The 20019-nt window shown below is 63.9% G+C and carries 12 protein-coding genes; 11 read left to right on the forward strand and 1 reads right to left on the reverse strand.

The genetic code is table 11. The features are described 5' to 3' along the window. Positions 1–128 precede the first annotated feature (128 nt). From OKW30_RS18805 to OKW30_RS18835, 7 genes are all read left to right on the forward strand, one after another. A complete protein-coding gene (locus tag OKW30_RS18805; protein ID WP_090802394.1) occupies positions 129–599 on the forward strand; it encodes a F0F1 ATP synthase subunit B in 471 nt (156 codons plus the stop codon). Between the two features lie 2 nt (positions 600–601). Then, positions 602–1141: a F0F1 ATP synthase subunit delta gene (locus tag OKW30_RS18810; RefSeq protein ID WP_184051706.1), complete on the forward strand. Its 540-nt coding sequence runs from the start codon at positions 602–604 to the stop codon at positions 1139–1141. A gap of 56 nt (positions 1142–1197) precedes the next feature. Further along, a complete protein-coding gene (gene atpA, locus OKW30_RS18815) occupies positions 1198–2739 on the forward strand; it encodes a F0F1 ATP synthase subunit alpha (protein WP_184069849.1) in 1542 nt (513 codons plus the stop codon). A 140-nt stretch (positions 2740–2879) separates the two neighbouring features. Then, a complete protein-coding gene (atpG, locus tag OKW30_RS18820; protein WP_184069847.1) occupies positions 2880–3764 on the forward strand; it encodes a F0F1 ATP synthase subunit gamma in 885 nt (294 codons plus the stop codon). A gap of 101 nt (positions 3765–3865) precedes the next feature. Continuing rightward, positions 3866–5260, forward strand: a complete 1395-nt coding sequence (gene atpD / locus OKW30_RS18825; RefSeq protein WP_184036913.1) for a F0F1 ATP synthase subunit beta — start codon at positions 3866–3868, stop codon at positions 5258–5260. Positions 5261–5418: 158 nt separating this feature from the next. Beyond that, complete coding sequence (locus OKW30_RS18830) at positions 5419–5844, forward strand: F0F1 ATP synthase subunit epsilon (RefSeq protein ID WP_008917918.1); 426 nt, start codon at positions 5419–5421, stop codon at positions 5842–5844. Positions 5845–6078: 234 nt separating this feature from the next. Beyond that, on the forward strand, positions 6079–7809 hold the full coding sequence (locus OKW30_RS18835) for an AMP-binding protein (protein WP_184069845.1): 1731 nt from the start codon (positions 6079–6081) through the stop codon (positions 7807–7809). An 815-nt stretch (positions 7810–8624) separates the two neighbouring features. Here the strand turns inward: OKW30_RS18835 and OKW30_RS18840 are convergent. Continuing rightward, a complete protein-coding gene (locus tag OKW30_RS18840; RefSeq protein WP_184051712.1) occupies positions 8625–9416 on the reverse strand; it encodes a transporter substrate-binding domain-containing protein in 792 nt (263 codons plus the stop codon). A 294-nt stretch (positions 9417–9710) separates the two neighbouring features. On the opposite strand from OKW30_RS18840, the gene hemE reads away from it, so the two are divergent. The 4 genes from hemE to putA all read left to right on the forward strand — a co-directional run bounded on the left by hemE (position 9711) and on the right by putA (position 19943). Next, positions 9711–10811 carry a uroporphyrinogen decarboxylase gene (gene hemE / locus OKW30_RS18845; protein WP_184051714.1) on the forward strand — a complete coding sequence of 367 codons (1101 nt, stop codon included), beginning with the start codon at positions 9711–9713 and terminating at the stop codon, positions 10809–10811. Between the two features lie 474 nt (positions 10812–11285). After that, a complete protein-coding gene (locus tag OKW30_RS18850; RefSeq protein ID WP_429347346.1) occupies positions 11286–13523 on the forward strand; it encodes a primosomal protein N' in 2238 nt (745 codons plus the stop codon). A 169-nt stretch (positions 13524–13692) separates the two neighbouring features. After that, positions 13693–15123: a YeiH family protein gene (locus OKW30_RS18855; RefSeq protein ID WP_429347347.1), complete on the forward strand. Its 1431-nt coding sequence runs from the start codon at positions 13693–13695 to the stop codon at positions 15121–15123. An 881-nt stretch (positions 15124–16004) separates the two neighbouring features. After that, a complete protein-coding gene (gene putA, locus OKW30_RS18860) occupies positions 16005–19943 on the forward strand; it encodes a trifunctional transcriptional regulator/proline dehydrogenase/L-glutamate gamma-semialdehyde dehydrogenase (protein WP_429347348.1) in 3939 nt (1312 codons plus the stop codon). Positions 19944–20019: the final 76 nt, after the last annotated feature.

Consider the following 20019-nt stretch of genomic DNA (forward strand, 5'->3'; position numbering starts at 1 on the left):
GGAGGTTTGCGCCTGAGCTATAACAGGTAAAGGCGCAGGGCGGAACGGGTACTGGGGCGCTGATCGAGCAGAATCGATGAGCGCCTTGCCGTTTCACTTTCCGAACTAGCAACGTTTAAGGAAACACCGTGAATCTCAACGCAACCCTGTTTGCGCAAATGGTCGTGTTCCTGATCCTCGCGTGGTTCACGATGAAATTCGTGTGGCCGCCGCTGATCAACGCCATCGACGAGCGCGCGAGGAAGATCGCCGACGGTCTGTCCGCCGCGGAAAAGGGCAAGCAGGAACTCGAAGCCGCTCACAAGCGCGTCGACCAGGAACTGGCTCAGGCTCGCAACGACGGCCAGCAACGCATTGCCGACGCTGAAAAGCGCGCTGTCGCAGTCGCCGACGAAATCAAGGCTCAGGCGCAGGCGGAAGCCGCCCGCATCATCGCGCAGGCGAAGGCCGACGCGGATCAGCAAGTCGTGAAGGCGCGCGAAGCGCTGCGTGGCGAAGTTGCTGCACTCGCTGTGAAGGGCGCTGAACAGATCCTGCAGCGCGAAGTCGACCAGGCGGCTCATGCTGACCTGCTGAATCAACTGAAAGCCGAGCTCTGATCATGGCCGAACTTGCAACCATCGCCCGTCCGTACGCGGAAGCGCTGTTTGGCGTGGCCGAAGCTGGTGACATCGCCGCCTGGTCCACGCTCGTGCAGGAGCTGGCACAGGTTGCGCGTCTGCCCGAAGTGCTGTCGATCGCCTCGAGCCCGAAAGTGAGCCGTGCCCAGGTAAGCGATCTGCTGCTGGCCGCGGTCAAGTCGCCGCTCAAGGACGACGCGCAAGCGAAGAATCTGGTGCAGATGCTGGTGGACAACCATCGCCTGCAGCTGCTGCCGGAAATCGCCTCGCAGTTCGAAGAGTTGAAGAACGCCCGCGAAGGGGCAGCAGATGTGCTGATCGTCAGCGCATTCCCGCTCGAAGGTGCGCAGTTGAACGAACTCGTCGCAAGCCTCGAACGCAAGTTCAAGCGCAAGCTGAAGCCGACGGTCGAAGTCGATCACTCGCTGATCGGCGGCGTACGCGTGACGGTCGGCGACGAAGTGCTCGATACCTCGGTCCGCGCGCGGCTCGCCAGCATGCAAACGGCCCTGACGGCCTGAAGCGCTTCGCGTTTTAGCGGCTGGCACGCAACAGAATTGACTATCAGGAGCGAATAATGCAACTCAATCCCTCTGAGATCAGCGAGCTGATCAAGAGCCGGATCCAGGGCCTTGACGCGAGCGCAGACGTTCGCAACCAGGGCACCGTGATCTCCGTGACCGACGGTATCGTGCGTATCCACGGCCTGTCGGAAGTGATGCAGGGCGAAATGCTCGAATTCCCGGGCAACACCTTCGGTCTCGCACTGAACCTCGAGCGCGACTCGGTCGGCGCCGTGATTCTGGGTGAATACGAACACATTTCGGAAGGCGACGTCGTCAAGACGACGGGCCGCATTCTGGAAGTGCCGGTGGGTCCGGAACTGCTCGGCCGCGTGGTCGACACACTCGGCAACCCGATCGACGGCAAAGGCCCGATCAACGCGAAGAAGACCGATGCAATCGAAAAGATTGCTCCGGGCGTGATCTGGCGTAAGTCGGTTTCGGAACCGGTCCAGACCGGTCTGAAGTCGATCGACGCGATGGTGCCGATCGGCCGTGGCCAGCGTGAGCTGATCATCGGCGACCGTCAGTGCGGCAAGACCGCAGTCGCAGTCGACGCGATCATCAACCAGAAGGGCAAGAATCTCGTCTGTATCTACGTCGCGATCGGCCAGAAGGCTTCGTCGATCATGAACGTGTTGCGCAAGCTGGAAGAAACTGGCGCGCTGGAGTACACGATCGTCGTGGCCGCTTCCGCTTCGGAATCGGCCGCGATGCAATACCTCGCGCCGTACGCCGGCTGCACGATGGGCGAATACTTCCGCGATCGCGGCCAGGACGCGCTGATCGTTTATGACGACTTGACCAAGCAGGCTTGGGCATACCGTCAGATCTCGCTGCTGCTGCGCCGCCCGCCGGGCCGTGAAGCTTACCCGGGTGACGTGTTCTATCTGCACTCGCGTCTGCTCGAGCGTGCTGCTCGCGTGTCGGAAGAGTACGTCGAGAAGTTCACCAATGGTGAAGTGAAGGGCAGGAGCGGTTCGCTGACGGCACTGCCGGTCATCGAAACGCAGGCAGGCGACGTGACCGCATTCGTTCCGACGAACGTGATCTCGATTACCGACGGCCAGATCTTCCTTGAAACCGACCTCTTCAACGCAGGTATCCGCCCGGCAATTAACGCTGGCGTGTCGGTGTCGCGTGTGGGTGGCGCGGCTCAAACGAAGGTCGTGAAGAAGCTGTCGGGCGGTATCCGTACCGACCTGGCGCAGTACCGCGAACTCGCTGCGTTCGCGCAGTTCGCATCGGACCTCGACGAAGCGACCCGCAAGCAGCTCGAGCGCGGCCGCCGCGTGACGGAACTGCTGAAGCAGCCGCAGTATCAGCCGCTGCAAGTGTGGGAACTGGCTGTGTCGCTGTTCGCGGCGAACAACGGCTATCTCGACGACCTCGAAGTTGCTCAAGTCCTGCCGTTCGAAAAGGGCTTGCGCGACCACCTGAAGTCGAGCCATGCTGACCTGGTCAAGCGTATCGAAGATACCAAGGAACTCTCGAAGGACGACGAAGGCCTGCTGCACACGGCCGTCAAAGACTTCAAGAAGTCCGGCGCTTATTGATCCGCGAGTGATCCGCAAGGCATAAACGGACCTTGAAGCGGCGCGGGCCGCATGCGAATGCTCCCGCGCTACTTCGGCCGCATTGCATGGGACCCGAGTAAGCGCTAAAGCGCTAACTCGGGCCGACAAAGGAGCAAGCAATGGCTGGAATGAAGGAAATTCGCGGCAAGATCAAGAGCGTGCAAAACACGCGCAAGATCACGAAAGCGATGGAGATGGTGGCCGCCTCCAAGATGCGCCGCGCTCAGGAGCGCATGCGCGCTGCTCGCCCGTATGCCGACAAGGTCCGCGATATCGCCGCGCACATGAGCCGTGCGAACCCGGAGTATCGTCACCCGTTCATGGTGTCGAACGAAGGCGCGAAGGCGGCCGGCATCATCCTCGTCACGACTGATAAAGGTCTGTGCGGCGGGATGAACACCAACGTGCTGCGTGCGTCGCTGCAGAAGTTCAAGGAACTGGAAGGCCAGGGCAAGACGATCGAGGCAACCGCGATCGGCAGCAAGGGCCTGGGCTTCCTGAACCGACTGCAGGCGAAAGTCGTGTCGAACGTCGTGCAACTGGGCGATACGCCGCATCTGGAAAAACTGATCGGCGCTGTGAAGGTGCAGCTCGACCTGTACTCGGAAGGGAAGATTTCGGCGGTGTACCTCGCGTACACGCGCTTCGTCAACACGATGAAGCAGGAGCCGGTGATCGAGCAACTGCTGCCATTGTCGGCGGACCAGTTCGAGCGCACGGAAGAAGACGGTACGACGCCGAGCACGCAGTGGGACTACATCTACGAGCCGGATGCGCAGGCAGTGGTGGACGAACTGCTGGTGCGTTATGTCGAAGCGCTGGTCTATCAGGCCGTCGCGGAAAACATGGCATCGGAGCAGTCGGCCCGCATGGTCGCGATGAAAGCCGCTTCGGACAACGCGAAGACGGTCATCAACGATCTGCAGCTCGTCTACAACAAGAGCCGTCAGGCCGCGATCACGAAAGAACTGTCGGAAATCGTCGGTGGAGCGGCGGCCGTCTGACCCCGGTCCGGCAGGTCGTTGCGTGTGCGCCCGAGCGGCGCGCCCATCGGAGAAACTGCGCCTTTGCGCGAGTGAAGAATTGAGTATCTAAAGGAAAAGCGATGAGTACTACTGCTTTGGTAGAAGGCAAGATCGTACAGTGCATCGGCGCGGTGATCGACGTGGAATTTCCGCGTGAAACCATGCCGAAGATCTACGACGCGCTCATTCTGGAAGGTTCGGAACTGACGCTCGAAGTCCAGCAGCAGCTGGGCGACGGCGTGGTCCGTACCATCTGTCTGGGTGCTTCGGATGGTCTGCGCCGCGGCACGATCGTCAAGAACACGGGCAACCCGATCAGCGTGCCGGTCGGCAAGCCGACCCTCGGCCGTATCATGGACGTGCTTGGCCGTCCGATCGACGAAGCCGGCCCGATCTCGAGCGAAACCACGCGTGCGATCCACCAGAAGGCTCCGGCGTTCGACCAACTGTCGCCGTCGACCGAGCTGCTCGAAACCGGCATCAAGGTTATCGACCTGATCTGCCCGTTCGCGAAGGGCGGTAAGGTGGGTCTGTTCGGTGGCGCCGGCGTGGGCAAGACCGTGAACATGATGGAACTGATCAACAACATCGCGAAGGAACACGGCGGCTACTCCGTGTTCGCCGGTGTGGGCGAGCGTACCCGCGAAGGGAACGACTTCTATCATGAAATGAAGGACTCGAACGTTCTCGACAAGGTCGCGCTGGTGTACGGCCAGATGAACGAGCCGCCGGGCAACCGTCTGCGCGTCGCGCTGACCGGCCTGACGATGGCCGAGCACTTCCGTGACGAAGGCCTCGACGTGCTGTTCTTCGTCGACAACATCTACCGTTTCACGCTGGCCGGTACCGAAGTGTCGGCACTGCTCGGCCGTATGCCGTCGGCAGTGGGCTATCAGCCGACGCTGGCTGAAGAAATGGGTAAGTTGCAGGAGCGTATTACGTCGACCAAGACTGGCTCGATCACATCGGTGCAGGCCGTGTACGTCCCTGCAGACGACTTGACCGACCCGTCGCCGGCTACGACCTTCGGCCACCTCGACGCAACCGTCGTGCTGTCGCGTGACATCGCTTCGCTCGGTATCTACCCCGCGGTGGACCCGCTCGATTCGACCTCGCGTCAGATCGACCCGCACGTGATCGGCGAAGAGCACTACTCGATCACGCGCGGCGTGCAGCAAACGCTGCAGCGCTACAAGGAACTGCGCGACATTATCGCGATTCTGGGCATGGACGAACTCGCGCCGGAAGACAAGCTTTCCGTCGCGCGCGCTCGCAAGATTCAGCGTTTCCTGTCGCAGCCGTTCCACGTCGCTGAAGTGTTCACGGGTTCGCCGGGCAAGTACGTGCCGCTGAAGGAAACGATCCGTGGCTTCAAGATGATCGTCGAAGGCGAGTGCGACCACCTGCCGGAGCAAGCGTTCTACATGGTCGGCACGATCGACGAAGCCTTCGAAAAAGCCAAGAAGATCCAGTAAAGGTCGGGTGTAACGAAGCGGGCGCCGACCTCGCGCATCACGGCTGCCAAAACGGTAGTGTTGCGCAAAGCCAGCGTCTCTGATTACGCTCAACCCGCCTTGCATGGGACGGGAGTCAGCACTCAAGCGCTAACTCTCGTCGACAGGAGTCGACACATATGGCAACCATTAAAGTAGACGTCGTCAGCGCGGAAGAGGAAATCTTCTCGGGCCAGGCGAAGTTCGTCGCGCTGCCAGGCGAAGCGGGTGAACTCGGCATTCTGCCGGGCCACACGCCACTCATCACGCGGATCCGTCCGGGTGCGGTGCGCATCGAAGTTGAAAACGGCGAAGAAGAGTTTGTGTTCGTCGCCGGCGGCATCCTCGAAGTCCAACCGGGTGCAGTGACGGTTCTCGCCGACACCGCGATCCGCGGCAAGGATCTCGACGAAGCCAAGGCCGAAGACGCACGCAAGCGTGCGGAAGAGGCGCTGCAGAACACGGGCTCGAACCTCGAGTACGCGACCGCACAAGCGGAACTCGCGTACGCGACGGCGCAACTCGCGGCAATCCAGCGTTTGCGCAAGCTGCGCGGCCAGCACTAAAGCAGCACGTAGTAGAAGAAAGCAGCCTGCGCGGCTGCTTTTTTTTGATAGCTAGTTGACGTTTACGTAAAGGTCGGCAAAATCCACGAGGTTGGAGTAACGGACGGTCACCGCTCGCCGCGCTCGATGCGACGCGGTGCGGGTAAGACTTGATGCCGGCCGGATACGCGCCGGTGCACAATCGATTTCAAATTCATTTCAATCGAGCGCGCTTGCGCTCACGGAGACAACACCATGGCAACGCATAGCTCGGGAGAAGGTGCGCTCATCGAACCCGCGGATGGACTGTCGTATGTGCGCGGGTCGACTGAAAATCCGTTGAGCGAAGCGACCGTCGGCGAGCTTCTGCGCGACACCGCGGCGCGCTTTCCCGACCGGCCGGCCGTGGTGTTTCGGGAGCAGCGCATCCGCTGGACGTGGAGCGAATTCGCGCAGGAAGTGGATGTGCTTGCGTCCGGGCTGCTTGCACTCGGCATCGCGAAGGGCGATCGCGTCGGCATCTGGTCGCCGAACCGCGTCGAGTGGCTGCTGACGCAGTTCGCGACCGCGCGTATCGGCGCGATCCTCGTCAACATCAATCCTGCCTACCGGCTCGCGGAGCTCGAATACGCGCTGAACAAGGCCGGTTGCAAGACGATCATCACCGCCGAGCGCTTCAAGACGTCGATGTACCTCGAGATGCTGCAGGAACTCGCGCCCGAATTGGCGACGCAGCCGCCGGGTGAACTGCATGCCGCGCGGCTGCCGGAACTGCGCTACGTGATCCGCATGTGCGACACGGAGACGCCAGGCATGCTGAGCTTTTCCGACGTGATCGAGCGTGGCCGTGCGTCGTTCGACGCCACTCGGCTCGATGCGATCGGCGCGACGCTGTCGTGCCGGGAGCCGATCAACATCCAGTTCACGAGCGGCACGACGGGCAATCCGAAGGGCGCGACGCTGACGCATCGCAACGTCGTGAACAACGCGCGCTATATCGCGATGGCGATGCGGCTCAGCGAGCAGGACGGCCTGTGCATTCCAGTGCCGCTGTACCACTGCTTCGGGATGGTGCTGGCGGTGCTAGCGTGCGTGTCGGTCGGGGCGAACATGGTGTTTCCGGGCGAGGGCTTCGATCCGGCCGCGACACTCACCGCGACCGCGGAGGAAAAATGCACCGCGCTGCACGGCGTCCCGACGATGTTCATCGCAGAACTCGACCATCCGACCTTCCCCTCGTACGACTTCTCGCGGCTGCGCACCGGCATCATGGCGGGCTCGCCGTGCCCGATCGAGACGATGAAGAAGGTCGTCTCGAAGATGCACCTGAGCGAGATCACGATCGCCTACGGCATGACGGAAACCAGCCCAGTCTCGTTCCAGAGCTCGACGACCGATCCGCTCGACAAGCGTACGACGACAGTCGGGCGCATCCAGCCGCATCTCGAAGTGAAAATCGTCGATCCGCTCGGCAATATCGTGCCGGTCGGCGAAACGGGCGAGCTATGCACGCGCGGCTACTCGGTGATGCTCGGTTACTGGGGGGACGACGCGAAGACGCACGAGAGTATCGTCGACGGCTGGATGCACACGGGCGACCTGGCGACGCTCGACGCCGAAGGCTATTGCAACATCGTAGGCCGGCTGAAGGACATGCTGATTCGCGGCGGCGAAAACATCTATCCGCGCGAGATCGAGGAGTTTCTGTTCCGTCACCCGAAGATCCAGAGCGTGCAGGTGTTCGGCGTGCCCGATACCAGGTATGGCGAAGAAGTATGCGCGTGGATCGTGCTGCGGACCGGCGAACAGGCGACGGCAGAAGAAATCCAGCAGTTCTGCCAGGGACAGATTGCGCATTACAAGGTGCCGCGATATATCCGCTTCGTCGATGAACTGCCGATGACCGTGACCGGCAAGGTGCAAAAATTCGTGATGCGCGAACGGATGATCGGCGAGTTGAAACTCAGAGAGGACAAGACGGCATGACGCCGCCGCAGCACGCTGCGCAGCCAAATATGCCAAATAGGTACGGTAGAACAGGAGTTGCGCGGCGAGGATTCGTCGCGCGCAAACGTTTGAGCAGGCGAAAAAAAAGCGGGCCTGGAGCCCGCTAAAAACCACACGCTACGGGGTTAGCGCGAGGAGACCAAAGATGGGACGGTTATCACGACGCCCCTGCGTCGATGACGGCCCCAGCAGGGATGCCCCTTTACAGGGCTTCGGCAAGCGCCGACCGGCAAGTGCATCGTATCCGCTCACACTACGCACACAGCCACATCCGTGTTGAAACCGTTGAGGGCATTGTGGGCGAATTACCCTAGGAACGCGGTAACAAAGTGTTTCAGGTTGTAACGCCCGCCAGATAAGGCGCTGCGGGATTTATTGCCAAAATGAAACCTTTAAAACGTAGTTATTACCGATGACTACGCCGCAATTTAATACGCATGATTGATGCCATTCATGACGCCTGGTGCAGCAGAAATTGGGTCACTCATCAGCGTGAAATGGTTGCGTCTGCAGCGTTCGAGCGACGAATTTCCTGCGGAACCAGCGCTGTGACCCTGCCCCGAAATACATCGCAATTCGATGAAAAACCTGTGATGCAATGCAGCAAAGCGAATCCGCTTGTGCAGCGTATTGGAAAGGGGCGCATCGCTGCACCTTGGACCTGACCCGGACAGTTATACGACCCGACGACGTCGCCCTTCGTTACATCATCGCCGGCGCCCAAATCTCCAGGCGCGCGCGGGCCGCCCTCGCAATCAGTCAGCAGCTGACGCCCTCCAACGGAGACGGTCGGCTTACTTCAACCACTTGTCCGAGATAGCCTGATACTCGCCGGTCGCTCGAGCGAGATGCAGCCACTGATCGACGTATTGCTGGAACGCGACATCCCCGCGCGGTAGCAACCAGGCCTTCTCGCCGTACTGGAACGGCTTGTCCGGATGCACCGAGCAGAGGCCTGGATTGAGTTTCTGCTGCAGCAGCGTTTCCGACGCATCCGTCACCATCACGTCCGCCTTGCCCGCGAGGATCTGCTTGAAGATCGTCACGTTGTCCGGATAAACGGTCACGTTTGCGTGCGTGAAGTATTGCTTCGCGAACTTCTCGTTGGTGCCCCCCGGATTGACGATCACACGTGTGGACGGTTGATCGATCTGCGCGACCGTCTGATATTTGTTGACGTCGTCGCAACGGACGATCGGCGTTTTGCCGTCGATCATGTAAGCCTGTGTGAAGAACGCATGCTTCTGGCGCTCGAGCGTCGGCGACACACCGCCAATGCCGATGTCGCACTTTGCGACGAAGTCGTTCATCAGGTTCGACCACGACGTCTTGACGAACTCGACCTTCACGCCGAGCGACTTCGCGAGCGATTCAGCCATGTCGATATCGATGCCCTCGAACTGGCCATCGCCCCTGTAGAACGAATACGGCTTGTAGTCGCCGGTAGTGCAGGCGCGCAGCGTGCCGCGGCTGATGATGTCGTCGAGCCTGGACGGCGCGGGCGCGGCGTTTTGCGCGCTGGCTACGCCGACGTGCATCAGGACGCCGGCGAGCGCGCCGAGCATTGCGAGTGCTGCCTTCTTCATCGAGTCTCCTGGTGGTGTGTAGTGTGCAATTCATCGGTAAAGCTGTCGGATAGTAGCTTGGCAGCGCGGGCTTGAACATCGGCCGTTCAGCCAGGGCGGCCCGGGCAGCGGAAGACATCGACCCTGACCCGTGCGGGCAGTGGCGCGCGGTAGTTGATCGAGGTGCGTCCGAGCTGCTTTCCGCCCGCTTCCCACGACGCGCCGCCGCAACATTCATTACCCCGCGACGCGCGATGTCCGGAGCCGCCTCCGGTAAAATGCTCCTTTGCCCTCAGCTCTTCAGTCGCACGCAACGTGGCCCATCAACTCCTGAACGACACTTTTCTGCGCGCGCTGCTGCGCCAGCCCACCGATTACACGCCGATCTGGCTGATGCGGCAGGCAGGCCGCTATCTGCCGGAATACAACGCCACGCGCGGCCGCGCGGGCAGTTTCCTCGGTCTCGCGAAGAACCCGGCTTTCGCGACGGAAGTCACCTTGCAGCCCCTCGATCGCTATCCGCTCGACGCCGCCATCCTGTTCTCCGACATCCTGACCGTGCCCGACGCGATGGGCCTCGGTCTCGAGTTCGTCAACGGCGAAGGGCCGAGATTTGCCCGTCCGGTGCGCACCGAAGACGACGTCGCGCGCCTAGCGGTGCCCGACATCGACGCGACACTGCGCTACGTGACCGACGCCGTGCGTGAAATCCGCTCGGCGCTGAAGGACGCGCAAGGCCGCCAGCGCGTGCCTCTGATCGGCTTCTCAGGCAGCCCGTGGACGCTCGCGTGCTACATGGTGGAAGGCGGCGGCTCGGCGGACTTTCGCACCGTCAAATCGATGCTGTACGCGCGTCCCGATCTGCTGCAGCGGATTCTCGAGGTCAACGCGCGCTCGGTCGCGGCATATCTGAACGCGCAGATCGAAGCTGGCGCGCAAGCGGTGATGATTTTCGACACATGGGGCGGAGCGCTCGCCGATGGCATCTATCAGCGCTTTTCGCTGCGCTACATCGAGCAGGTGGTCAGCCAGCTGAAGCGCGAACACGACGGCGAAAAAGTGCCCGTCATCGCGTTCACGAAGGGGGGCGGCCTGTGGCTCGACGACATCGCCGCGAGCGGCGTCGACGCGGTGGGCCTCGACTGGACCGTGAACCTCGGCAAGGCGCGCGAACGTGTCGGTGGCAAGGTGGCGCTTCAGGGCAACATCGATCCGTCGGTGCTGTTTGCGCCGCCTGCCGCGATCCGCATGGAAGCGCGCGCGGTGCTCGACAGTTTCGGCAACCATCCCGGCCACGTTTTCAATCTGGGTCACGGCATTTCACAGTTCACGCCGCCAGAGCATGTTGCTGAACTGGTCGACGAAGTGCATCGTCACAGCCGCGCTATTCGTAGTGGCGCACATACGCCCGCGTGAGTGTGTAATCATTACCGTTTCTTGTTGCATCGCAGCGAATTGGGCTCTCGCCCTAAGGACCGCAGCTCCGCGAATAGGCCGCCAGATGGTGGTCTTACGAAAGTCAAGAGCTGACTTATGCACACTTCGCACGCTGCGGCGCGGTAGAGATTTTAATCGTGCCCCGACCCTTGCACATACTCGGCGCATTTGATCTGAGCCTTGTCGGGCAAGGGTTTGCGGGGCGCGTGACGAAATGTGCGGAATCCCACACAAGGCCGTCGCGGCGCCGTTTGCGGCCCATCGAAGCGAAGTTCTCAACAAAGTTATCCACAGGGCCGCGAGCCGAGCGCAATTGTTCAGTCGAATCCAAAACTTAGCGGTGAAATTAAGGTTTTACTTTAACTTCTACGGCTTCGCGTCCCATGCGACCCACCCCGCGCCGCGAGTTGGCTTCGTGCCGGCCCATCCTCAGCGCCACGCCGAGTGAACGAAATGTTCGTCCGCGTCGCGCTCGACCATCCGCTGCCGACCCTGTTCGACTACCGCTGCGACATCTCCGGGGCGGCTGTCGTAGGCACGCTCGTCAGCGTTCCGTTTGGCAAGCGGCACGTGGTGGGGCTCGTTTGCGAAGTGACCGCTCACAGCGACGTGCCGGCCGAGCGCCTGCGTGATGTGGATCAGGTCTGCACGGCGTGTCCGCCGGTGTCGACACATTGGCTCGCGCTCGCCGCATTCGCCGCGGACTACTATCAGCGCGGTCTCGGCGAAGTGGCGCTGCCGGGGCTGCCGCAGGCGCTGCGCGACGCGTCGCGCTGGTCGCGGCTGTTCGCCCCGGAAGAGCGCTATCGGTTGACGGCCGAGGGCCGCACGGTATTGCCTGACGCCTTGCCGGCCCGCGCGACCGCGCTCCGAGCGCTCGCGCAAGCGCTCGCTCGAGCCGACTTCCTCCTCGCTGCCGACGCCCGCGCGCTGCATCCGAAGGCGCTGGCGACACTCGACACATGGCAGACGGCAGGCTGGGTCACGCTCGATGTGATCGACGCCGCCACGGTGCCCGCCGCCGCGTCGCTGCCGAACATGCCCGCGCCTGCCCTGCCAACCCTCACCGACGAACAGGCGAGTGCCGTCGAAGCGATCCGCGACGCCCACGGCTTCGCGCCGTTCCTGCTGCACGGGGTGACGGGCAGCGGCAAGACCGAGGTGTATCTGCGCGCGCTCGCCGCGATTCTGGCCGGCAAGCCCGATGCGCAAGCGCTCGTGCTGGTACCGGAAATCAACCTGACGCCGCAGTTCGAGGCGGCGTTCCGCGCCCGCTTCGCCGCGCTCGACGCCAGCGCGATCGTCACGCTGCATAGCGGCCTCGCCGAAGGCGAGCGCGCCCGCAACTGGTTCGCCGCGCACACCGGCCGTGCGCGCATCGTGCTCGGCACGCGGCTCGCGGTGCTCGCGTCGCTGCCGCGGCTGGCGATCATCGTCGTCGACGAGGAGCACGATCCGGCCTACAAGCAGCAGGAAGGCTTGCGCTATTCGGCGCGCGATCTCGCGATCTATCGGGCGAAGCAACTCGGCGTGCCGGTCGTGCTTGGCTCGGCGACGCCGTCGCTCGAGAGCTGGTGGCAGGCAGATCAGGGCCGCTACGAGCGGCTCACGCTGTCGCGCCGCGCCGTCGCCGAGGCCGCACTGCCGAGCGTGCGTCTCATCGATCTCGAAGACGAGCGCCGGCGCGGGCAGGCATCGATCGAAGGTTTGTCGGGCCCGTTGATCGCCGCGATAAAGGCGCGGCTCGAGCGCGGCGAGCAGAGCCTCGTGTTCCTCAACCGCCGTGGCTACGCGCCGCAACTCGCCTGCGACGCGTGCGGCTGGGTGGCCGGTTGTCCGCGCTGCAGCGCCTACGTCGTGCTGCACAAGCCCGAGCGCGCGCTGCGCTGCCATCACTGCGGCTGGGAGTCTCGTATCCCGCGTTCGTGCCCGGAGTGCGGCAACGTCGATATCGCACCGCTCGGGCGCGGCACGCAGCGCGTCGAGGAAACGCTTGCGAGCGCGGTGCCGGGCGCCCGTGTGCTGCGTATCGACGCCGACAGCACGCGCCGCAAGGGCAGCGCGCAGGCGTTGTTCTCGGACGTGCACGCGGGCGAGGTCGATATTCTGGTCGGCACGCAGATGATCGCGAAGGGACACGATTTCCAGCGCGTGTCACTGGTTGGCGTGCTGAACGCCGATACCGCGCTGTTTTCGCATGATTTCCGCGCGAGCGAGCGCCTGTTCGCGCAGCTGATGCAGGTGAGCGGCCGCGCGGGCCGCGCCGGTCTGCCGGGCGAAGTGCTGGTGCAGACGCGCTATCCGCGTCACGCGCTGTATCACGCGCTGTGCCGTCATGACTACGTCGGCTTCGCCAATGCGACGCTCGCCGAGCGACGCGACGCGCACCTGCCGCCGTTCGTCTACCAGGCGCTGTTGCGCGCCGAAGGCCGCACGCTCGAAGCGGCGCTCGCGTTTCTGCAGCAGGCCGCCGCCGAACTTGCGCGGATTCCTGCCGCCGGGCGCGTCACCGTCTACGACGCAGTGCCGCTCACGATCGTCAAGGTGATGCACGTGCATCGCGCGCAGCTGCTGATCGAAAGCGCATCGCGCGCGGCGCTGCAGGCTACGCTGCGCGCGTGGCAGCCACTGTTGCGCGCGCTCAAGGGCGTGCTGCGCTGGAACCTCGAAGTCGATCCGCTCGACATCTGACGCCACGGGCCAGATGACGCCCGCCATACTTCTTTGAGTCATATCCATAGAGCGAATGATCGTTTCGCTTTGCGATCCCACTCGCCTATAGTCGCCAAATCGGCGCATTTCGGGGCTAAACGGCAATAACTTCGCGCCGATGCCACTCAACTTTCGCGGGGCATGTGTAATGAGCGACACCCATCACACCGTGCCGAAGGGCGCCGCGCCGGGTCAGCGGCAAGGTACACAAGACGCGCAAACCGCACGAGGCAGCGGCTTTTCGCTGACCGAAGACTGGCTCGCCGCGGGCGTCGGCCTGCTCGTGATCGTGATCGCGTGGGCGCTGTTCGCGTCGGGCAGCAGCATCAAGTGGCTCGCGGTTGCGCCGGCCAAATGGTCGAGCGTCGCGCAGGCCGCGCAGGACATCGGCAAGCATCTACCCAACTACCTCGCGCTATTCGCGACATTCGCGGTGCTGTTCGGCGCGAGCGTCGCCCTGCTCCGGCAGCGCGTCGGCGCGTTTCTCGCCGCCTTCATCGTCGTGTTCGTCGCTTCCGCGCTGATTCTGACGCTCGGCGCATGGGTCGACGCGTCCAGGTACAACCTCGAGCCGCCGCTCGTCGCGCTCGCGCTCGGGCTGCTCGTGTCGAACCTGTTCACGCTGCCGGAGTGGCTCGCGGCCGGGCTGCGCGTCGAGTTTTACATCAAGGTCGGTATCGTGCTGCTCGGCGCGACGCTGCCGTTCACGCTGCTCGTGTGGGCCGGTCCGGTCGCGGTCGTCCAGGCGAGCATCGTGTCATTGGTGACGTTCTTCGTGATCTTTCTCGTCGCGCGAGCATTCGGACTCGATCGACGCTTTGCCGCCGTGCTCGGTGTCGGCGGCGCGGTGTGCGGCGTGTCGGCAGCGATCGCGATTGCCGGCGCGGTACGGGCAAAACGCGAGCAGGCGTCGGTCGCGATCACGCTGGTCGTGCTGTGGGCGATCGTGATGATCTTCGTGCTGCCGTTCGCGTCGCGCTCGCTCGGACTGCCGACGGCCGTCGCCGGCGCCTGGATCGGCACCTCCGAATTCGCCGACGCCGCGGGCATTGCCGCCGCCCAGGCCTACGGCGATTTCGCGCGCCACGCGGGCGGCGCGATCGCCGGCGCGCCGGAAGCGTCGTTGCAGGCCTTCACGCTGATGAAGGTGGTCGGCCGCGACATCTGGATCGGCATCTGGGCGTTCGTGCTCGCAATCGTCGCGACGACGCGCTGGGAAGCGCAGGACAGCGGCGTCGCCGCGCGCGCGAATGCCGGTGAGATCTGGGCGCGTTTCCCGAAGTTCGTGATCGGCTTCGTGATCGCGTCGGCGTTGGTCACGTGGATCGCGAGCCATTATTCACTCGCCGATTACCGTAAGGTCGTCACGCCGGAGTTCGTCGCGCCGATCACGGTGCTGCGCACGTGGGCGTTCACCTTCTGCTTCCTGAGCATCGGTCTGACGACGCGCTTCCGCTCGCTTGCCGCGACCGGTCTGAAGCCGTTCCTCGCGTTCACAGCGGGCGTGGTGGTCAATATCGCGATCGGTTACGCGCTGTCCGCACACGTGTTCGCGTCGTACTGGAACAGCCTCGGATAACGCCGTGAAGATTTCGATGGATCGTGGCGCCGGCGCTGCGCCATACGTAGGCGCCGTAGAGCGCAGCTGCGCGGCGGACGCGCCCTGCTGCGCCGCATGCCGGCATCGCGTGAGCGAACGGGATGCGCTCGAGCAGCGTATCCCAGGGCTTGCCGTGTTCAGTTCAGGGTTCGGCGCGAGCGTCGCCGATAGCCGACTGTGTGGTCTGCATGACCAGTTGGTATCGCCCGGCGATGTCTGTGCGCGGTTCGAGCCGGTTGCGCCGTCGCTCGGGCCGCGCTGATCCAACAGCGATCTTCAGGCGCAAATTCCCGCGCCAATCCAGTCGCGAATCCCCACACTCGCGCGCATCCGGCTTCATGAGCCGTTGCGCGCTCTCTCCTGATCTCAGTCGTTCAGCGCGTTTCGCGTATTGCCCGCCGATCCACGCGAGGCCGCGCTCGCACGCTTGCGCTCCTCTTCGCGCCGATTCGAGCCCCTTGTCGCGCCTCGAATGAAAAACACCGCACAGGTCGCGCACATCGCCCAGATGCCCAGTATTACCAGCCACTTTTCCATTACACCAACCCTCGAGAACCCCGTTTATGTTTTCTGCGTGCCCTGAAACCGACGTTTCGGGCCGTCCGTCTTCGTGCTTCTGTATATCGGCGCGCGAAGTCGTTTGATAAGGCTTATTTCAAAAAGAATCACGCCAGGGAAAGTACCGATCGAAAACACCCCGGTTCGACTGTCGGTCACCGCCCGGAAACCCCTGTTCCATAAGGCTTCCGACGGGGTGCAACCAACCTGCCGATTTGGTTGCACCTTTTTATTTGGAGGCGTACGATTCGCCCAACTTTTAGTCTTTCGCCAGGCTCGCGCCCGGTATCAAAGAAGGAAACATGGCTAGCACCACTCTTGGCGTCAAGGTCGACGACCTCCTGCGTTCCCGGCTCAAAGATGCCGCCACCCGCCTCGAGCGCACCCCGCACTGGTTGATCAAGCAGGCGATTTTCGCCTACCTCGAAAAGATCGAGCACGGCCAGTTGCCGCCCGAACTGTCAGGCGCAACCGGCACGGCCGATCTCGCCGACGGCGCGGCGGTCGAGAACGAGGAAGACGGCGCGTCCCATCCGTTCCTCGATTTTGCGCAGAACGTGCAACCGCAGTCGGTGCTGCGCGCGGCGATCACCGCCGCGTATCGCCGCCCTGAACCCGAGTGCGTGCCGTTCCTGCTCGGCCAGGCGCGTCTGCCGGCCAACCTCGCCGGCGACGTGCAGGCGATGGCCGGCAAGCTCGTCGAAACGCTGCGCGCGAAGAGCAAGGGCGGCGGCGTGGAAGGGCTGATCCACGAATTTTCGCTGTCGAGCCAGGAAGGCGTCGCGCTGATGTGCCTCGCCGAGGCGCTGCTGCGCATCCCCGACCGCGCGACCCGCGACGCGCTGATCCGCGACAAGATCAGCAAGGGCGATTGGAAATCGCACGTCGGCCAGGCGCCGTCGCTGTTCGTCAACGCGGCGACCTGGGGTCTGATGATCACCGGCAAGCTGGTGACGACCAATAGCGAGACGAGCCTGTCGTCGGCGCTCACGCGCCTGATCGGCAAGGGCGGCGAGCCGCTGATCCGCAAGGGCGTCGACATGGCGATGCGCCTGATGGGCGAGCAGTTCGTGACCGGCGAGAACATTTCCGAAGCGCTCGCGAACAGCCGCAAGTACGAGGCGCGCGGTTTCCGCTATTCATACGACATGCTCGGCGAAGCGGCCACCACCGAGGCCGATGCGCAGCGCTACTACGCGTCGTACGAGCAGGCGATCCACGCGATCGGCAAGGCCGCGGGCGGCCGCGGCATCTACGAGGGCCCCGGCATCTCGATCAAGCTGTCGGCGCTGCATCCGCGCTACTCGCGCGCGCAGCAGGAACGCACGATGAGCGAGCTGCTGCCGCGCGTGCGTTCGCTCGCGATCCTTGCGCGCCGCTACGACATCGGCCTCAATATCGACGCCGAAGAAGCCGACCGCCTCGAACTCTCGCTCGACCTGCTCGAAGCGCTGTGCTTCGATCCGGAGCTGCAAGGCTGGAACGGCATCGGCTTCGTCGTGCAGGCGTATCAGAAGCGCTGCCCGTTCGTGATCGACTACCTGATCGATCTGGCGCGCCGCAGCCGCCACCGTGTCATGGTGCGGCTCGTGAAGGGCGCGTACTGGGATACGGAAATCAAGCGCGCGCAGGTCGACGGCCTCGAAGGCTATCCGGTCTACACGCGCAAGGTCTACACCGACGTGTCGTACCTCGCCTGCGCGAAGAAACTGCTCGGCGCGCCCGATGCCGTCTATCCGCAGTTCGCGACGCACAACGCGCACACGCTGTCGGCGATCTATCAGCTCGCAGGCAACAACTACTACCCCGGCCAGTACGAATTCCAGTGCCTGCACGGCATGGGCGAGCAGCTCTACGAAGAAGTCACCGGCCGCGACAAGCTGAACCGCCCGTGCCGCGTGTACGCACCGGTCGGTACGCATGAGACGCTGCTCGCGTACCTCGTGCGCCGGCTGCTCGAGAACGGTGCGAACACGTCGTTCGTGAACCGCATCGCCGACGAATCCGTCGCGATCAAGGACCTGGTCGCCGATCCGGTCGAGGAAGCGTCGAGGATCGTGCCGCTCGGCGCGCCGCACGCGCGCATTCCGCTGCCGCGCAACCTGTATGGCGCGCAACGGCTCAACTCGATGGGCTTCGATCTGTCGAACGAGCATCGGCTCGCGTCGCTGTCGTCGGCGCTGCTCGCGAGCGCGCATCATCCGTGGCGCGCGGCGCCAATGCTCGAAGACAACCAGATCGCCGTCGGCGCCGGGCGTGACGTGCGCAACCCGGCCGACCAGCGTGATCTCGTCGGCACGGTCGTCGAAGCGACGGCGGAGCATGTGAGCGCCGCGCTCGGCCATGCGGTGGCCGCCGCGCCGATCTGGCAGGCGACGCCGGTCGAGGCGCGCGCGGATTGCCTCGCGCGCGCCGCGGATCTGCTCGAAGCGCAGATGCACACGCTGATGGGCCTCGTGGTGCGCGAAGCGGGCAAATCGCTCGCCAACGCGGTCGCGGAAATCCGCGAAGCGATCGACTTCCTGCGCTACTACTCGACGCAGATCCGCGACGAGTTTTCGAACGACACGCATCGGCCGCTCGGTCCGGTGGTCTGTATCAGCCCGTGGAACTTCCCGCTGGCGATTTTCATGGGCCAGGTGGCCGCCGCGCTCGCGGCCGGCAACACGGTGCTCGCGAAACCGGCCGAGCAGACGCCGCTGATCGCAGCTCAAGCGGTGCGAATTCTGCGCGAAGCGGGCGTGCCGGCGGGCGCGGTGCAACTGCTGCCGGGCAATGGCGAGACGGTCGGAGCCGCGCTGGTCGCCGATCCGCGCACGCGTGCGGTGATGTTTACCGGCTCGACCGAAGTCGCGCGTCTGATCAACAAGACGCTGTCCGGCCGACTCGATCCGGATGGCAAGCCGATTCCGCTGATCGCCGAAACCGGCGGCCAGAACGCGATGATCGTCGACTCGTCGGCGCTCGCCGAGCAGGTCGTCGCCGACGTGCTGCAGTCGTCTTTCGACTCCGCCGGTCAACGGTGTTCGGCGTTGCGCGTTCTTTGTTTGCAGGACGATGTCGCAGACCGCACGCTCGAAATGCTGACGGGCGCGATGCGCGAGCTCGCGCTCGGCAACCCGGATCGGCTGTCGACCGACGTCGGCCCGGTGATCGACCTGGACGCGAAGCGCGGCATCGACGCCCACATCGCGGCGATGCGCGACAAGGGCCGCAAGGTCGAGCAACTGCCGCTGCCGGAGGGCGCGACGCAGGGTACTTTCGTGCCGCCGACGCTGATCGAGCTCGACAGCATCGACGAGCTGAAGCGCGAAGTGTTCGGTCCGGTGCTGCACGTGGTGCGCTATCGCCGCAGCCAGCTCGACAAGCTGCTCGAACAGATTCGCGCGACGGGTTACGGTTTGACGCTCGGCATCCACACGCGCATCGACGAAACGATCGCGCACGTGATCAGCCGCGCACACGTAGGCAACATCTACGTGAACCGCAACGTGATCGGCGCGGTGGTCGGGGTGCAGCCGTTCGGTGGCGAAGGACTGTCGGGTACGGGGCCGAAGGCCGGCGGTGCGTTATATCTGCAGCGTCTGCTCGCCACGCGTCCGGCTGGTTTGCCGAAGTCGCTCGCGCAGGCGGTGGTGGTCGAAGTACCGCAGGCGGCGCAGGCGGCAGAAAAGGGCGACAATCCGGCGGCCGCGCTGACCGCGTTGCGCGACTGGCTGATCGCCGAGCGCGAGCCGCAGCTTGCCGCGCGTTGCGACGGCTATCTGTCGCATGTGCCGGCGGGCGCGACCGCGGTACTGTCGGGGCCGACCGGCGAGCGCAATACGTACACGCTGGGCCCGCGCGGCACGGTGCTGTGTATCGCGTCGACGGCGAGCGGCGCGCGCGTGCAGTTCGCGGCGGCGCTGGCGACGGGAAATCGTGCGTTGTTCGAGGGCGCGGCCGGTGAACAATTGGTTTCGCAATTGCCGGCGTCGCTGAAGGCCCACGCGAGCGTGAAGAAGAGCGCCGACGCGCCGTTCGACGCCGTGTTGTTCGAAGGCGACAGCGATGAGCTGCTTGCGCTCGTGAAGGAGGTCGCGAAGCGCGCGGGGCCGATCGTGTCGGTGCAGGGCGTCGCGGCCCGTGCGCTCGCGAGCGGCGACGAGGACTACGCGCTCGAGCGTCTGCTCACCGAGCGCTCGGTCAGCGTGAATACCGCGGCGGCAGGCGGCAATGCGAATTTGATGACGATCGGTTGAGCGAACCTCGGCGATTTATTCAATAGAAAGGAAGCGGCACGGCGACCCCGACACCGCTTCATCCACACCTGGTATC

It is taken from the genome of Paraburkholderia sp. Clong3 (genome assembly GCF_050436485.1).
In the GTDB taxonomy this organism is placed as follows: Bacteria; Pseudomonadota; Gammaproteobacteria; order Burkholderiales; family Burkholderiaceae; genus Paraburkholderia; species Paraburkholderia tuberum.

Bases quoted from the DNA above. Each gene is read 5' to 3' on its own strand.
- OKW30_RS18810 (WP_184051706.1), top strand. From the start codon at position 602: ATGGCCGAACTTGCAACCATCGCCCGTCCGTACGCGGAAGCGCTGTTT.
- atpA (WP_184069849.1), top strand. From the start codon at position 1,198: ATGCAACTCAATCCCTCTGAGATCAGCGAGCTGATCAAGAGCCGGATC.
- atpG (WP_184069847.1), top strand. From the start codon at position 2,880: ATGGCTGGAATGAAGGAAATTCGCGGCAAGATCAAGAGCGTGCAAAAC.
- atpD (WP_184036913.1), top strand. From the start codon at position 3,866: ATGAGTACTACTGCTTTGGTAGAAGGCAAGATCGTACAGTGCATCGGC.
- OKW30_RS18830 (WP_008917918.1), top strand. From the start codon at position 5,419: ATGGCAACCATTAAAGTAGACGTCGTCAGCGCGGAAGAGGAAATCTTC.
- OKW30_RS18835 (WP_184069845.1), top strand. From the start codon at position 6,079: ATGGCAACGCATAGCTCGGGAGAAGGTGCGCTCATCGAACCCGCGGAT.
- OKW30_RS18840 (WP_184051712.1), bottom strand. From the start codon at position 9,416: ATGAAGAAGGCAGCACTCGCAATGCTCGGCGCGCTCGCCGGCGTCCTG.
- OKW30_RS18850 (WP_429347346.1), top strand. From the start codon at position 11,286: ATGTTCGTCCGCGTCGCGCTCGACCATCCGCTGCCGACCCTGTTCGAC.
- OKW30_RS18855 (WP_429347347.1), top strand. From the start codon at position 13,693: ATGAGCGACACCCATCACACCGTGCCGAAGGGCGCCGCGCCGGGTCAG.
- putA (WP_429347348.1), top strand. From the start codon at position 16,005: ATGGCTAGCACCACTCTTGGCGTCAAGGTCGACGACCTCCTGCGTTCC.